16 protein-coding genes are annotated in these 14,427 nt (G+C 43.5%); 5 read left to right on the top strand and 11 right to left on the bottom strand.

The window, feature by feature from the left end; genetic code table 11:
• The first annotated feature begins 3 nt into the window (after positions 1–3).
• Positions 4–291, top strand: coding sequence for an Asp-tRNA(Asn)/Glu-tRNA(Gln) amidotransferase subunit GatC (gene gatC / locus FEM55_RS22890; RefSeq protein WP_138283648.1), 288 nt, complete (start codon positions 4–6; stop codon positions 289–291).
• 20 nt (positions 292–311) lie between these two features.
• Here gatC and FEM55_RS22895 read toward each other — a convergent pair whose 3' ends face one another.
• From FEM55_RS22895 to ruvX, 3 genes are read right to left on the bottom strand one after another with little or no spacing between them, the layout of a single operon-like run.
• Positions 312–1,112 (bottom strand): amidohydrolase, encoded by an 801-nt coding sequence (locus FEM55_RS22895; protein ID WP_138283649.1) that lies wholly within the window; start codon positions 1,110–1,112, stop codon positions 312–314.
• Between the two features lie 43 nt (positions 1,113–1,155).
• On the bottom strand, positions 1,156–1,740 hold the full coding sequence (gene def / locus FEM55_RS22900) for a peptide deformylase (protein WP_138283650.1): 585 nt from the start codon (positions 1,738–1,740) through the stop codon (positions 1,156–1,158).
• Positions 1,741–1,794: 54 nt separating this feature from the next.
• A complete protein-coding gene (gene ruvX / locus FEM55_RS22905; protein ID WP_138283651.1) occupies positions 1,795–2,208 on the bottom strand; it encodes a Holliday junction resolvase RuvX in 414 nt (137 codons plus the stop codon).
• A 118-nt stretch (positions 2,209–2,326) separates the two neighbouring features.
• On the opposite strand from ruvX, the gene recJ reads away from it, so the two are divergent.
• Both recJ and lptB read left to right on the top strand, forming a co-directional pair.
• Positions 2,327–4,039 carry a single-stranded-DNA-specific exonuclease RecJ gene (recJ, locus tag FEM55_RS22910; protein WP_138283652.1) on the top strand — a complete coding sequence of 571 codons (1,713 nt, stop codon included), beginning with the start codon at positions 2,327–2,329 and terminating at the stop codon, positions 4,037–4,039.
• A 34-nt stretch (positions 4,040–4,073) separates the two neighbouring features.
• Positions 4,074–4,805: an LPS export ABC transporter ATP-binding protein gene (lptB, locus tag FEM55_RS22915; RefSeq protein ID WP_138283653.1), complete on the top strand. Its 732-nt coding sequence runs from the start codon at positions 4,074–4,076 to the stop codon at positions 4,803–4,805.
• Positions 4,806–5,137: 332 nt separating this feature from the next.
• Here lptB and FEM55_RS22920 read toward each other — a convergent pair whose 3' ends face one another.
• Complete coding sequence (locus tag FEM55_RS22920; protein WP_138283654.1) at positions 5,138–5,839, bottom strand: DUF4488 domain-containing protein; 702 nt, start codon at positions 5,837–5,839, stop codon at positions 5,138–5,140.
• Between the two features lie 56 nt (positions 5,840–5,895).
• On the bottom strand, positions 5,896–6,591 hold the full coding sequence (gene recO, locus FEM55_RS22925) for a DNA repair protein RecO (RefSeq protein ID WP_138283655.1): 696 nt from the start codon (positions 6,589–6,591) through the stop codon (positions 5,896–5,898).
• 323 nt (positions 6,592–6,914) lie between these two features.
• Between recO and FEM55_RS22930 the strand changes: the two genes are divergently transcribed.
• Both FEM55_RS22930 and FEM55_RS22935 read left to right on the top strand, forming a co-directional pair.
• Entirely contained in the window at positions 6,915–8,807 is a 1,893-nt protein-coding gene (locus tag FEM55_RS22930) for an amidophosphoribosyltransferase (protein WP_138283656.1), read from the top strand.
• 207 nt (positions 8,808–9,014) lie between these two features.
• Positions 9,015–9,530 carry a DUF6265 family protein gene (locus FEM55_RS22935; protein ID WP_138283657.1) on the top strand — a complete coding sequence of 172 codons (516 nt, stop codon included), beginning with the start codon at positions 9,015–9,017 and terminating at the stop codon, positions 9,528–9,530.
• A gap of 66 nt (positions 9,531–9,596) precedes the next feature.
• Here FEM55_RS22935 and FEM55_RS22940 read toward each other — a convergent pair whose 3' ends face one another.
• The 6 genes from FEM55_RS22940 to FEM55_RS22965 all read right to left on the bottom strand — a co-directional run bounded on the left by FEM55_RS22940 (position 9,597) and on the right by FEM55_RS22965 (position 14,427).
• Entirely contained in the window at positions 9,597–10,043 is a 447-nt protein-coding gene (locus FEM55_RS22940) for a DMT family transporter (protein WP_138283658.1), read from the bottom strand.
• Positions 10,044–10,067: 24 nt separating this feature from the next.
• A complete protein-coding gene (nuoK, locus tag FEM55_RS22945; RefSeq protein ID WP_138283659.1) occupies positions 10,068–10,379 on the bottom strand; it encodes an NADH-quinone oxidoreductase subunit NuoK in 312 nt (103 codons plus the stop codon).
• Positions 10,376–10,897 carry an NADH-quinone oxidoreductase subunit J family protein gene (locus FEM55_RS22950; protein WP_138283660.1) on the bottom strand — a complete coding sequence of 174 codons (522 nt, stop codon included), beginning with the start codon at positions 10,895–10,897 and terminating at the stop codon, positions 10,376–10,378. The genes nuoK and FEM55_RS22950 overlap by 4 nt, the downstream gene beginning before the upstream one ends.
• Positions 10,898–10,943: 46 nt before the next feature.
• A complete protein-coding gene (locus FEM55_RS22955) occupies positions 10,944–12,389 on the bottom strand; it encodes a 4Fe-4S dicluster domain-containing protein (RefSeq protein WP_229209387.1) in 1,446 nt (481 codons plus the stop codon).
• A gap of 69 nt (positions 12,390–12,458) precedes the next feature.
• Positions 12,459–13,085 carry a thioredoxin family protein gene (locus tag FEM55_RS22960; RefSeq protein ID WP_138283661.1) on the bottom strand — a complete coding sequence of 209 codons (627 nt, stop codon included), beginning with the start codon at positions 13,083–13,085 and terminating at the stop codon, positions 12,459–12,461.
• A 103-nt stretch (positions 13,086–13,188) separates the two neighbouring features.
• Positions 13,189–14,427 (bottom strand): glycosyltransferase family 4 protein, encoded by a 1,239-nt coding sequence (locus tag FEM55_RS22965; RefSeq protein WP_138283662.1) that lies wholly within the window; start codon positions 14,425–14,427, stop codon positions 13,189–13,191.

A 14,427-nucleotide genomic window follows, 5' to 3' on the forward strand; every position in this document is an offset into this window, starting at 1 on the left:
AAAATGAAAATTGATCAGGAATCTCTCAAGAAAATTGCTAATCTGGCCCGTCTGGAGATCAAACCTGAAGAAGAGAGCGCCATACTCGCCAGCATGGATTCGGTACTAACCTGGATGGAACAACTGAATCAGGTGAATACCGACGGTGTTGAACCACTGACGCACATGATGGATGAAGTGAATAACTGGCGGGAAGATGTAAGTGTAAACAGTTTGTCACGGGAAGAAGCTTTATCCAATGCTCCATCAAAAAACAGCACTCACATTATGGTGCCCAAAGTGATTGAGTAAGAATACGGCACTTTGTCCAATCATTCAACAGTGACATGGAAAGTGTCCGCATCCTTCAATGCCGGAAAAGTTTCCCTGTAATGCAGCAGATCCGGTTTGGAAAAATGCGCTACTTTTTCTGTTTCGGCTGAAGACAACATGCAAATCGGCTCGCCAAGATAATCCAGTGCAGTAGAGTCACCTTTATACTCCAGTCCCATTCCGTCGGTTCCTGTCCGGTTTACACCAATCACGTAACTCTGATTTTCGATTGCTCTTGCCTGCAACAGAGTGTTCCAGGCATGGCTGCGCTTTGCAGGCCAGTTGGCTATGTATATCAGCAGGTCGTAATAATGCGACAATGAATTTCTGCTCCATACCGGAAAACGGAGGTCATAACAAACAAGCGGACAAATTTTCCATCCTTTCCATTCCAGAATCAGTCTGGAATTGCCCGGTGTGTAGGTTTCGTGTTCTTTTCCAAAACTGAAAAGATGCCTCTTGTCATTGTACAGATACGTGCCGTCCGGATAAACGCAAAACAGCCTGTTAAAGAATTTTCCGTTTTCTTTCACGGCAAAGCTGCCAATTGTCAGTGCTTTGGTCTGCATGGCAATCTGCTTCATCCAGCGCGTAGTTGTAAGTCCCATGGGTTCGGCTACTGCCGTATTCATGGTAAAACCGGAATTGAACATTTCAGGAAGGACAATGATATCGACCGACTCCTCAAGTGCCGCAATTTTTTCTTCAAGCGCGGCAAGATTGGCGGTTACATCCTCCCAGAAAATATCCGTCTGGATCAAAGCCGCAGACAACGTTTTATGCTCCTCAACTGAAGTCATTGGCAAGAAGACCTGTTTATATTTCTACCAAACTAGTAAAACTTTATTTACGGCTGGAAAACCGCATTCTGTAATCTGCATCTACATTGCCTTTCGAAATATCTGTCAGCTTTTTCTTGATAAACTGTTTCTTCAAAGTCGGCAAGTAATCTACGAACAGCTTTCCAAGCAAATGATCATACTCGTGCTGAATGATTCTGGCAGCCATTCCTGAATATTCTTCTGTATGCTCATTCCAGTCCGTATCGCGGTAACGGATTTTCAGACTTTCAGGTCTGTATACATCTCCTCGGATGCCGGGAATGCTGAGGCAGCCTTCTTCAAACGCCCATTCTTCGCCATATTCTTCCAGCACTTCGGGATTAATGAACGTCTTTTTAAAATCGGTCAATGAAAGATCCGGCTCATCGTCGTCATCTTCATCTTTTTCACTGAACGGCGTTCCGTCCACCACAAAAACCCGGATGTTCATACCAATCTGCGGAGCAGCCAGCCCGACGCCGTTTGCCGCGTGCATGGTTTCAAACATATCTTCCGACAGTTTTTTAAGGTCCACTGAATCTTTTTCTATAAACTGCGTAGGTTTTCTGAGTATCGGGTCGCCGTAGGCTATAATAGGATAAATCATTATTAAAGGATATTTTGTATTCGTTTTAGTTATTTATTCTTGAACCTTGCTTTACTATCTTCTGCTTTCCATAAAAGACTGAAGAATAATAGTCGCGCTTATTTTATCAATATTCCCTTTTTCCCGTCGGTCGCTCTTTTTGGAACCGGCAGCTATCATGGATTGAAGCGCCATGGAAGAAGTAAATCTTTCATCCTGTGTATGAACGGGAATGTCGGGAAAAGATTTTTTAAGGGTTTTTATAAATGCGCTGACCCTTGCTGCATTTTCGCTGTCTGTATTGTCAAGCTTCTTCGGCATCCCGATAATAAATGCCTCAATATTTTCCTGTGCTGCATATTTTCTGAGAAAATCCGGAAGATCATGCGTCCGAACTGTTTCAAGAGCCGTTGCAATAATCTGCAAAGGATCTGTTACAGCTATTCCGCAGCGTTTGGAACCATAATCAATTGCCAGAAGACGGGGCATTTATCTTAAAGTATGTTAATAATACACAAAGATAAGTGCTTTCAACCAGCTTTTCCTGTTGTTTGGAGTGATATTAGATTTTGATACACGCTTGCGAGAATCCGATTATCTTTGCTATATGATTGAAAAACGCTGGATACACAACACTGAATTTACTACTGAACAACAACAGGTTGCTCAGGAACTGGCAGAATCGTTAAATGTAAGTTTGCCCCTGGCCCGTCTGCTGGTACAACGCGGCATTCACGATTTTGAACAGTCACGGCTTTTTTTCAGGCCGGATCTTGCTCACCTTCACAATCCTTTTCTGATGAAGGATATGAGCCTTGCCGTGGAAAGAATCGCTTCGGCCATTGCAAACGGAGAAAAGATACTCATTTACGGAGATTACGATGTGGACGGCACCACTTCGGTCGCATTGTTCTACGGCTTCCTGAAAAGAATTTACGCCAATCTTGATTATTACATTCCCGACCGCTACGAAGAAGGTTACGGCGTTTCATGGCAAAGTATTGAATGGGCCAAGGAAAACGGTTTTAAATTAATCGTTACGCTGGATTGCGGCATAAAGTCCGTTGACAAAGTTACTGTTGCTGCTGAAAGAGGAATTGATTTTATCATTTGCGATCATCACCGCCCAGGCACCGAACTTCCGCCTGCCGTAGCCGTACTCGATCCGAAACGCAATGATTGTGAATATCCGTACAAGGAATTAACAGGCTGCGGCGTCGGTTTCAAGTTATTGCAGGCTTTCTGCATGCAGCATGACATGGATCCACAATTGCTTTACAATTATCTCGACTTGCTGGTTGTAAGCATTGCTTCCGACATTGTCCCGATTACGGGTGAGAACAGAGTTCTGGCATATTATGGTTTGCAAAGGCTCAATGCAGCGCCCAGAACAGGAATCAAGGCATTGATCCAGATTGCAGGACTGAGCGGTACGCTGGATATAACCAATGTCGTTTTCGGATTGGGGCCGAGAATCAATGCTGCGGGAAGAATCAAGCATGCCAAGGAAGCGGTAAGATTGTTGCTTTCGGAACGGGATGAAGAAGCACAGGAATTTGCCCAGGAAATAAACCGGCATAACAGCGAGCGCCGCAACTTCGACACCAGCATTACCGAACAGGCTTTGCTGATGATTGAAAACGACGACTTCTTTTCGGATGCAAAAAGTACCGTTCTATATAAGGAAGACTGGCATAAAGGAGTTATCGGAATTGTGGCAAGCCGCTGCATCGAAAAATATCACCGTCCTACCATTATACTGACTCAATCGCATGGCAAAGCTGCCGGCTCGGCGCGTTCGGTTCCCGGTTTTGACGTTTATGAGGCTATTGAAGAATGCGCCGATCTGCTGGAACAATACGGCGGGCATACATTCGCAGCCGGACTTACATTGCCTTTACAAAATGTTGAAGCTTTCAGGATGCGCTTTAATGATATTGTAAGCAGCCGCATTCTTCCGGACCAGCTCGTGCCGATGATCCATATTGACATGCCGCTGGAACTGGAAGCCATTAATCCCAAATTCTATAATATTCTCCGGCAGATGGGTCCGTTCGGGCCGGGCAATATGACGCCCGTATTTGAGTCGCGCCATGTTACCTTGGCCGGAAGGCCGACGCTGATGAAAGAGAAGCACATTAAATTCGAGGTAAAACAGAATGATTCGGATGTGTTTACCGCTATCGGCTTTGGTATGTCACGCTTTTATCCTGATTTGATAAGCGGAAAGCCTTTTTCAATCTGCTATTGCCTGGAAGAAAATAACTTCCGGGATAAAAAAACGTTACAATTGTCTCTGAAAGACATCAAAATTCATTGAGGCAATTTCAGAAACCATTCACAACAAACGCACAATGATTCTAAGAACCGAAAACCTTGTAAAAAAATACGGGGTTCGTCTTGTAAATAATAATGTAAGTTACCAGGTTGAACAAGGTGAAATCGTAGGCTTGCTCGGGCCCAACGGCGCCGGAAAAACCACTTCTTTTTACATGGCCGTCGGATTGGTCAAGCCGAACAGCGGAAAAGTATATCTTGACGACAAGGATATTACAAGCCTGCCGATGTACAAGCGTGCACGGCTCGGGCTTGGCTATCTTGCGCAGGAAGCATCCGTTTTCCGTACGCTTACCGTTGAGGAAAACATTCTGGCCGTGCTAGAAATGACAGACCTTTCCAGAAATGACCAGAAACTGAAAATGGAAGAACTGCTCGAGGAATTTCACCTCGGGCATGTCCGTAAAAGCAAAGGAATGGTGCTTTCGGGTGGCGAACGCCGCCGTACGGAAATTGCCAGGTCACTGGCTGTCGACCCGAAATTTATTTTGCTCGACGAACCTTTTGCCGGTGTAGACCCGATTGCCGTTGAAGATATCCAGAGCATTGTCGCAAGGCTGAAACATAAAAATATCGGCATTCTGATCACGGACCATAATGTGAATGAAACCTTGTCGATTACAGACCGCGCTTATCTTTTATTTGAGGGCAAAATCCTAAAACAGGGAACGGCAGAAGAACTGGCAGAAGATGAAGTTGTGCGCAGGGTTTACTTAGGCCAGCACTTTGAACTGAAAAGAAAAGTCTGAATTTTAAACAAAAAAAATGGAATACAGTCCTGCATTCCATTTTTACAAATATTTATATAGCAGCTTAATGCCTTAAACCTTACTTCTTAGGGCATTTTTTGCAATGCTTTCCTTTTTTCTTATACTTCTCACAGCACTTTTTAAAAACACATTCCGGGCTGTCATGAAATGACTTGATACAAAAATCATTTTCATCAGAAATTACAACCGCTTCATTCAAATTAAAAGTGCTCATTTCATTTGCTGTTAAACGCTGGCAAATATAACAGCTATTTAGAATCATTCAAAAAGATCGGCAAATTACTTTTGAATAAATCTAAATAATAATCCACTTATTTAACTTTTTCCCAGATTTCATGAACCGGTTTTCCGTCGCTGCTTTTGCCGCTATGGTCCCATCTTCCATTTTCCAGCTTGTGATCAAATTTCAGGGAAGAGCCGACGCGGTTATTGTCCTTTGAAAAAAACTGAATGTTCTCTGTGTATTTACCGTCCTGAATCTTGTAAGTTCCGCCGCCGGTTGCATAAAATCCTTTAACCGCCGGATCAATCGCAAACCACTGAAACCGGGTTGCGGAAAGCAGCTTCAACGTTTTCCTTGTTCCTTCCTGATGAATTTTAACCAGCTCGCCACCTTCTGCGGCCCGTTCCGTAATGTGCCACGCGCCTGCCATCGGAGCAGAAGCAGCATCATCAACCCGCATCCATACCATGGCTTCCTCATACCGGAGTGTTAAAATTCCACTTTTTACAGTTACTGTAAACTCTACCGGAATGCCCACTTTTGCAGTATCCGCTGAATTGAATTCAGGTGTATAAGTCATTTTGTCACCACTCATTGTAAAAGGTCCGCCTTCCGCACGCTCAAAATATTTATTTCCTACGCTATATGACGCGATGGAAAGGTAATTGTCCGCTACAATCAGTGTGGAAGTACTGCCGGTCGGCTCCTGCGATTTCCAGGCTCCTTTTGGAACTTGCCCGAAAGCAAAGGCGGAAACAAGTAAATGGAAGGCTAAAAGAAAATGTTTCATGGCTTCTTGTTTAATTATGCGGTATACGTCATCAAAATTATGCCACAAATTTCCCTTTATTTCAACACTTCCTGCAAAACCTCCATCGATTTGATTTCTCCAAGCGCATCCATGTGAATTTTGTAAAAGAAAAGCAGTTTTTCCAGAATCCTGATCCGCTGGCTTCTGTTCATCGGAACGCTCAGCCCGTATCCGCTCCGGATCAGCTGCTCGGTTGCGTGGTATTCCGCTGCGTCCAGCGCGTCCGGATAATGATTGCTTTTCAGTTCATTTTCCAGATCCTGAATGGTTTCTATCCCGAAGCCCAGAAAAGATGCAAGCTGAATAAGAAACTGAATATGAAAGTTTTCAAACTTGCTTTCGGCTGCGTCGAGGTATAAAACCGAATTTTCGATAAACTGAAAAAGATACGGATTACTTTCTTCTTCCTTTAACGTTTTGGCAAGGATTTCGGTCATAAAAAGCGCAAGGCTGGACTTGATCACGTCATAAGGAACCGTCAGAAAAGGCGCGTAGCATTTGATTTCCGAAATTCTGTGAACGGTATCCTCTTTTTCCCTGTGATAAACGACCAAATCCAGCAAAGTAAGCGGCTGAAAAAGCGCGATCCGGTTTGATTTGGACTTGCTGCTTCTTATTCCATTTACGATATAACTCTGTATTCCAAAGGTTTCGGTATAGATTTTTGCAATAATGGAAGATTCCCGATATCGGATGTAACTTAACGCCACGCCTCTGGTTTTGTACAACATAATTTTAAATTAAGCCATTTGATCAAATTTAGTTATCTTTCCAATACTCGAAACCTGATCCTGTAATTAACAGCATTTTGCAGTGCCGGACAATTACCAGATCAGACGCGTGCAGAATCACAGCAATGTTTTTATTAACCGGTATTGTTTTTTACGATTAAAGATTTAAAAATCAGAACGGTTTTGGAGTTTTTTAAGCCAAAGGATTTGTACCTTTGTACTATTAGCGAACTAAACAGGAATGCAAATTCGTTCCGTTACTATTCAGCGAATACGCTTTCCAGACCAGCAAACAAAAATGTTTCTAACGCATATCTCTTCTTATGAGCGACGCCATTAAGCACGAGTGCGGTATAGCACTGATCCGTCTTAGGAAACCATATCAATATTACATCGACAAGTATGAAACGCCGCTCTATGCCGTGCACAAACTGTCGGTCATGATGGAAAAACAGGTAAACCGGGGACAGGATGGAGCCGGAGTTGCCAATATCAAAATAGATGTCCCGCCAGGGAAACGATATATCAGTCGATACAGGTCCGTTGAACCTCAACCTCTTACGGACATCTTTTCCAAAATCCACAAGAAATTCAGAAAAGGTTTAAAAAACAACAAGGACCGCGCCAATGACGCAAAATGGCTGCAGGAAAACCTTGCTTTTACCGGTGAAGTCTGGCTTGGGCATTTACGTTACGGAACGCACGGTTCCAATGAAGTTGAAAACTGTCATCCGATGCTACGCCAGAGTAACTGGAGAAGCCGGAATCTGGTCATGGCGGGAAATTTCAACATGACCAACGTGGATGAACTTTTCGGCAAACTGGTTTCTTTGGGGCAACATCCGAAAGAGAAAGTGGATACCGTAACGGTAATGGAAAAAATTGGACATTTCCTTGATGAAGAAAATCAGAGGGTTTTTGAACGATTCAAGGGAATTTATGAAAATCCGACACTTTCCGATGTCATAGAAGAAAATATTGATCTTCAGCGACTGCTTTACAGATCGTGCCGCGACTTTGACGGCGGTTATGCCATGTGCGGGCTTACAGGTTATGGCGCTTCTTTCGTCATCCGCGATCCGGCCGGAATCCGTCCGGCATTTTATTATGCAGATGATGAAGTTGTAGTGGTTGCCTCCGAAAAACAGGCTATAAAAGCTGCTTTCAATGTAGATTACGGCCAGATCCAGGAAATTACGCCGGGTTCAGCACTGATCATTGACAAGAACGGCGAGTATAATGAATTTCCGATCTTGCCGAAACTTGAAAAACGCTCATGCAGCTTTGAACGGATTTACTTTTCAAGAGGAACTGATCCGGATATTTATTACGAACGCAAACAACTCGGAAAACTGCTGATTCCGCAGATTCTGAAAGAGATCAATTATGATCTTGAAAATACGATTTTCTCATACATTCCGAATACGGCCGAAACAGCGTTTCTGGGAATGATTGAAGGGCTGGAAGAATACCTTGCCAAAAAGCGGAAACAGGCGATTATGGAAGGAATTCTTTTTGAAGCCGATCTGGATAAAGTGCTTTCCTTCAGGCCGAGAATTGAAAAACTGGTCACGAAAGATGTAAAATCCAGGACTTTTATTACGGCCGATGCTCTGCGCGACGACATGGTTTCCAGCGTTTACGACACAACTTTTGAAGTAGTGCGTAAAAATGTAGATACCGTTGTGATCATTGATGACTCCATCGTACGCGGCACAACGCTTGAAAAAAGCATTCTGACGATGCTGGACCGTCTGAGTCCGAAGAAAATTGTAGTTGCTTCTTCTGCCCCGCAAATCCGCTTCCCGGACTGCTACGGAATTGACATGTCGAAAATGAAGGATTTTGTCGCTTATCGTGCGGTTCTGAAGTTACTGGAAGAACGTGATCTGGAATACTTGCTGGAAGATGTGTATACACAAAGCGTAACTTCCATCGCCACCAAAAATCCGTATCATACCAATTACGTAAAAGCACTTTACGAGCCTTTTACAGATAAGGAAATTTCGGATAAAATCGCCGAAATCATTCGCCCGAAAGATTTGAACGCGGAGATTTCAGTCGTGTTCCAAACGGTTGAAAACCTTCACAAAGCTTGTCCGGATCATCTTGGCGACTGGTATTTTACAGGTAATTACCCGACTTTGGGCGGTAACAAAGTAGTTAACAAAGCATTTTCCAATTCTTACGAAGGCAAACTGGAAAGAGCTTACTAAAGATAAAATTCATTCAAGAAAAGCCGTTCTGATATTCAGGGCGGCTTTTTTTGAATGTGTAAAGCCGGAATCCTGATTTTACAGAATGCTTTGCAGCATGCCATTTTACAAAAACTTGATCCCGCGAGTAAGTCTATTTAAAAAAATGCTTGTACGGAAAGTTGTATTTCCCGTATCTTGCTTCTTTAAATAAAAACCTAAATCCAGATGATCCAGTTCAGGAAATTACAGTCCATTAAAACTTACAGCTTAATCTTTGCTTTCTTTTTATTTGCTGGTTTTGCACAAGCCCAGACAAAAACCGGAACGCTCAATGACATCAGCTTTCTTGAAGGTCACTGGCTGGGAAATTACAACGGCGGCCCGATTGAAGCGTCCTGGACAGCTCCGGCAGGAAATAACATCATGGGTTACATTCGCATGATCAAAGATGACAAGCCTGCGCTTTACGAGGTTTTTGCCTTTGAACAAACTGAAAAAGGGCCGGTTGCCATGGTAAAACATTTCAAACCGGGCTTGATAGCACTGGAAGAAAAAGAAGTTTCGGACCGTTACAATTTTATTGAAGCCAAGAAAAATCAGGCTTTATTTGAGAAAGATGATGTTTCTGTAAGGATCATTTATGAAAGACGTTCGCAGAACCAGCTGGTGATTCAAAGAGGCAAGATGGAAGATAATAAATGGGTTTTCGTTGATTTGTTCGTATTTAACCGTATTCCTTAATTCATATCAGTTTGTTGAGTAACAAAAAAGCAGCATTTTCATAAATGACTGCTTTTTTGCTTTAAGCTAGTTTTTAAGGATCAGATAAACACCGATAATCAACAATACTACTCCGAGTATTCTTGACAATGTAATCTGATGTACGGCAAATCCCTGCAGACCGTAATGATCAATGGTGATGGCTGCAACCATTTGTCCGGCTATAACCAGACAAATCATATTGGCGGGTCCTATTTCCCGGATAATAAAGATCACTGTAATGATGTAAAATGCACCGAAAATGCCTCCTGTAAAGCGAATCCAGGGAATTTGCCGGATCTGGCTGAATCCCGGAACCGGACTTTGATTAAAACACGCAAAGGCAATCAGCAGTACGGCAAGCCCGACCAGAAAAGAAGTAACTGCCGCAAGAATCGGATTGTTGAGCGATTCACGCAACTGTGCATTCACGCCGGATTGCACCGCATTGCTGATACCGATCAGAAAAGCCAGAAGTAAAAAAAACCAGTTCATAAAATTTCAGACGTGAGCTGCCATTTACTTTTTCAACTCACTTACTTCATCCGGATCCACCGTTCTGAAACGGCCGTAAACTCTTAGGATAATACCGAGTGCAACGGTAACTTCGGCTGCTGCAACCACAATCACAAAAAGAGAAAAAAGCTGTCCGCTCAGTTTTTCAGGATCATGCCGGCTGAAAGCGACAAGATTGATATTCACTGCATTCAGCATCAGCTCGATTCCCAGCAGAATTCCTATAAAATGCCGCTTGGTTATGGCAATAGCCAGTCCGATGCTGAACAGTGCCGCGCCAACCAGAAGGTAATGTTGTATCGGAATCATATTCATGATGCAGGGTTGCGGTTTAGTGCAAGATATGCTGCGCCAACAAGCGCAACCAGCAATAATATGCCGGCTATTTCAAACGGGAGCAAATGACTTGTCATCAATTCGACGCCGATTGTTTTTATAGTTGATTTGCTGTTATTGGAATTTCCGGCCATTTTAAAATCGGATAAAAAAATAATCCGACCCAGAAAAACAAAGAATCCGGTGCCAAGTAAAAAGCCCCATATCTCTCTTTTTGTTGGTATTTCAATCTTGTTATGCGCGGTAGCATTATCCCGTTTATCCGGTTTATGCGTAAGCATAATACCAAAAATAAGCAGAACCAGAATTCCTCCGACGTAAATCATGATTTGCGCTACGCCAAGAAAATCGGCGCCGGCAAGAACGTACAATGCCGCAACTCCCAGAAAAGTCAGAAACAATGCAAAAGCAGCATAAATCAGGTTTCTGGAAAACAAAATGAAAAAAGCAGCAGCAATTGACAATACTGAAAATCCATAAAATGCTGCTGCTTCCATTTTTATCAAAAAATCAATGAAGAAAATTCCGGCTGTAAATATAGCGTTATTCTTTTGAAGGCTTTGGCTTCATTGTCGGACGAAAAACTGCTTTTGGCTTAACTTCCTCATCTTCTTTTATTTCTTCCTTAATTTCTTTATCCGCTTCCGCTTCTGCTGCTTTAACCTCCGTCCTGGGCTTCATCGTAGGACGAAATGCAGGCTTCGCAGGCGCAGATTCCGAAGGAGTTTCCGAAACAGACTTTTCCGCATTTTCATCCGAAACCGACTTCGGCTTCATCGTAGGACGGAACGCCGATTTTGCAGGCGCAGCTTCCGAAGGAGTTTCCGAAACAGACTTTTCCGCATTTTCATCCGAAACCGACTTCGGCTTCATCGTAGGACGGAACGCCGATTTTGCAGGCGCAGCTTCCGAAGGAGTTTCCGAAACAAACTTTTCCGCATTTTCATCCGAAACAACCTTCGGCTTCATCGTAGGACGAAATGCAGGCTTCGCAGGCGCAGCTTCCGAAGGAGTTTCCGAAACAAGATTTTCCGCATTTTCATCCGAAATCCCTTTCGGCTTCATCGTCGGACGAAACGCCGGCTTCGCAGGCGCAGATTCCGAAGGAGTTTCCAAAACAGGCTTTTCCGCATTTTCATCCGAAATCCCTTTCGGCTTCATCGTCGGCTTAATTGTAGCAGATGTTTTTACAACTTCGTCTTCATTTTTTTCCTGTGTATCCGTTTTTGCAATCACCGGCTTCTTAGGCTGAAAAACCGGTCTGGCCGCAACTGCCGGCTTATCCTCCTTCTTCCCTTCTTCCCTTTCCTCCGTCTTCATGACCACCGGTTTTCTGGGCTGAAAAGCCGGTCTCGCCGCAATAACAGGTTTTTCCTCCATCGTCCCTTCTTCCCTTTCCTCCGTCTTCAAAACCGGTTTCTTCACTGCCTTCAACGCCTCTTTTTCCTTTTGAAACTGATCGAGCAGCATGCGTTTTTCATCCGCTTCTTCCGCAGTAAGATTGGAATAATTATAAACCATATCCCGCACATCAAACTCGCTGTAATCAAAAGTTTTGGTCATAGTAAGGCATTCCGTCGGGCAAACCGTCGTACAAAGGCCGCAATAGCAGCATTTGGCCATATCAATATCGAATTTCGCAGCGTACAGACGGATCGGCGAACCGTCCGATGCACGTCCGACTTCCTCAATGGCCCGGATCGGCTCAATGTCGATACAATCCACCGGACACACTTTCACACATTTATCACAGACAATGCAATCATCAATCTCGTTATGCAGGCGGTAACGGCCGTTATCCGGAATCGGAATCGTTTCCAGCGGATACTGAATCGTTACCATTCCTTCCTGCTGGTCATAGAAATTGTCCGAACGGATATCGCCGGGTTTCCGGCGTTTGCGTGCACTCCACAAATGGCGCAACGTCAGTCGCATGCCCGTCAGTGTTGTGCTGATCCCTTCCGATATATTTTTAAAGTAGGTCGACAAGATTATATATGAGTGTTTGCTGCTCCATTTTGCAGGACAATGCCTTTAACAAATATAGAGCAAACTATATTAAAACTTATTTTCAATCAGAACACCTTCCAGAAGTTCTTTCAGCTCTTTCTGAATAGATTCCGTTTTATCAGAAATATACCAGCGCTGAATGTCCTCTGCAAATTCCATGTAAGGCTTCACCGGATTTGCCTGATATGCTTTCAGCATTTCCTGCGCGCCAGACGGACGTGGCCCCCAAGTAAAAAGCTCATTGAAATTTTCATCCACAGCAATCAGTTTCGGAATGGAACGGCCGCCATTTGTAAGGTATGCATCCATTATTTCCGGATTTTCGTCCCGCAGCAGCAATTTTACCGTAATCTGAGGATTGAGTGAAGCCAATGCTACAATGGAAGGAATATTCTGCGCTGCATCACCGCACCACGCTTCTGTCAGGATAAACCAGGTTTGAGGAAACTGAAACCGGTCGATGGTCTTTTTCAGATCTTCATTAACCGTAACTTTTTTATTCAGCCGCTGCATTCTGGACAAATTAAGCCTTGTATAATGGTTTAAATCTTCAGATTGTTTTAAGCCCGTTGTTCTGTTTTCCAAAACTACTTTTTCCATCAACTCCATGTAATCCGAATAGGAATAAGCTTTTTCGGTAACGGCGTAAGGAAACAAATGTGCTGCATTTTTCATTCGATGTTCTTTTAATAGGAAACCCATTGTATATTGTTTCAGTTCATGTTTTTCAATGTAAAACAATGCTTCAATTGCCCTGAAAGGCAGATTGGAAATGCAGTTATTTACAAACGGTATTTTCAAGGTATCTCAAATATTTAAGCGCCAGCACATCTCTGTCAAAATGCATTCTGGCGTAGTTGTATCCATTATTGCCCTGTTCACTAAGCATTTCCGGATTGTTCATATACATCCTTATTTTTTCTGCAAAGTCCTTGGCATTTTCCGGCTCCACGAATGCACCCGCATTTGCCTTTTCAACAAGTTCACGTGAAATTCCGTCAATGGCCATCAAAATCGGTTTCCGGAATGAGAAGTAATCAAAAGTTTTATTACTGTAAACGGTTTTAAAAGCATCCGCCTTTTTCAGAACAGACATGCCCATTTCAGATGCAAGAATATACCGGAACACTTCCGTTCTGGGAACCGTATTCATAAATCCGACATTTTCCAAACCTCGTCTCTGCACATGGCGCAGCAATGCTTTCTTCTGCATCCCGTCGCCGATCAGCAGGAAATATGCGTTTGTACCTTTCAGGATTTCAGCCGTTTCAATAATTTGTTCAAGATGATTGGCAACGCCATGCGCCCCGACGTAAATGAGTACAAACTTGTTTTCAAAACCTTGCGCCCGCCGGAAAGCGTCCCGATCAAAATTGCCTGCAACCTTGGCAGCAATACTGAAATCGGCAGCATTCGGGATGTAAATGATCTTTTCTGGATTTACTTTTTTTGAATGAATCAGCGCATCGCGGAAAGCCGGCGTCAGGACGTTTATTGCCGTTGCCTTTCTTAGTAAATACTTTTCAAACCGGAAAGCAAGCCAGATCAGGAATTTATTGGTTAAAACGCCGGTATCAACAGCGGATTCAGGCCATAAATCACGGATTTCAAATACAAAAGGAATACGTTTCAGCCATGAAAGCACAACGGCCGTAATGCCGGCAAACAACGGCGGCGAAGTAACAAGAATGACATCGTACTTGTTTTTTGCATGAAAAAACCCCGCCCAGATACCGGAAAAAGTAAAAGAAAAATAGCCCCGAAGCCTGCCTGCAAAACCGGAATTGTAGTTGCCTGAAATCCGGCAGCGAATCACTTTAACCTGATTGCGATTGAATTTCTCCGTAATAAATTCCTTTCCATTGCCGCCAGGATCGGAATCCATATAATGCGCCGTGCCTGCAATTACTGTAACTTTATGGCCTTCGCGAACCCAGATTCTGCACATTTCATTCCAGCGCGAGCCGCCTCCGTCCGAATCTTCCAGAAAAAACTGGTGAATTAACAGTATATGCAT

This window comes from Dyadobacter sediminis (assembly GCF_005860765.1).
GTDB classification, from domain to species: Bacteria; Bacteroidota; Bacteroidia; order Cytophagales; family Spirosomataceae; genus Dyadobacter; species Dyadobacter sediminis.

Excerpts from the sequence above, each read along its gene's own strand:
- gatC (WP_138283648.1), top strand. The coding sequence starts at position 4 with ATGAAAATTGATCAGGAATCTCTCAAGAAAATTGCTAATCTGGCCCGT.
- FEM55_RS22895 (WP_138283649.1), bottom strand. The coding sequence starts at position 1,112 with ATGACTTCAGTTGAGGAGCATAAAACGTTGTCTGCGGCTTTGATCCAG.
- def (WP_138283650.1), bottom strand. The coding sequence starts at position 1,740 with ATGATTTATCCTATTATAGCCTACGGCGACCCGATACTCAGAAAACCT.
- ruvX (WP_138283651.1), bottom strand. The coding sequence starts at position 2,208 with ATGCCCCGTCTTCTGGCAATTGATTATGGTTCCAAACGCTGCGGAATA.
- recJ (WP_138283652.1), top strand. The coding sequence starts at position 2,327 with ATGATTGAAAAACGCTGGATACACAACACTGAATTTACTACTGAACAA.
- lptB (WP_138283653.1), top strand. The coding sequence starts at position 4,074 with ATGATTCTAAGAACCGAAAACCTTGTAAAAAAATACGGGGTTCGTCTT.
- FEM55_RS22920 (WP_138283654.1), bottom strand. The coding sequence starts at position 5,839 with ATGAAACATTTTCTTTTAGCCTTCCATTTACTTGTTTCCGCCTTTGCT.
- recO (WP_138283655.1), bottom strand. The coding sequence starts at position 6,591 with ATGTTGTACAAAACCAGAGGCGTGGCGTTAAGTTACATCCGATATCGG.
- FEM55_RS22930 (WP_138283656.1), top strand. The coding sequence starts at position 6,915 with ATGAGCGACGCCATTAAGCACGAGTGCGGTATAGCACTGATCCGTCTT.
- FEM55_RS22935 (WP_138283657.1), top strand. The coding sequence starts at position 9,015 with ATGATCCAGTTCAGGAAATTACAGTCCATTAAAACTTACAGCTTAATC.
- FEM55_RS22940 (WP_138283658.1), bottom strand. The coding sequence starts at position 10,043 with ATGAACTGGTTTTTTTTACTTCTGGCTTTTCTGATCGGTATCAGCAAT.
- nuoK (WP_138283659.1), bottom strand. The coding sequence starts at position 10,379 with ATGAATATGATTCCGATACAACATTACCTTCTGGTTGGCGCGGCACTG.
- FEM55_RS22950 (WP_138283660.1), bottom strand. The coding sequence starts at position 10,897 with ATGGAAGCAGCAGCATTTTATGGATTTTCAGTATTGTCAATTGCTGCT.
- FEM55_RS22960 (WP_138283661.1), bottom strand. The coding sequence starts at position 13,085 with ATGAAAAATGCAGCACATTTGTTTCCTTACGCCGTTACCGAAAAAGCT.
- FEM55_RS22965 (WP_138283662.1), bottom strand. The coding sequence starts at position 14,427 with ATGCATATACTGTTAATTCACCAGTTTTTTCTGGAAGATTCGGACGGA.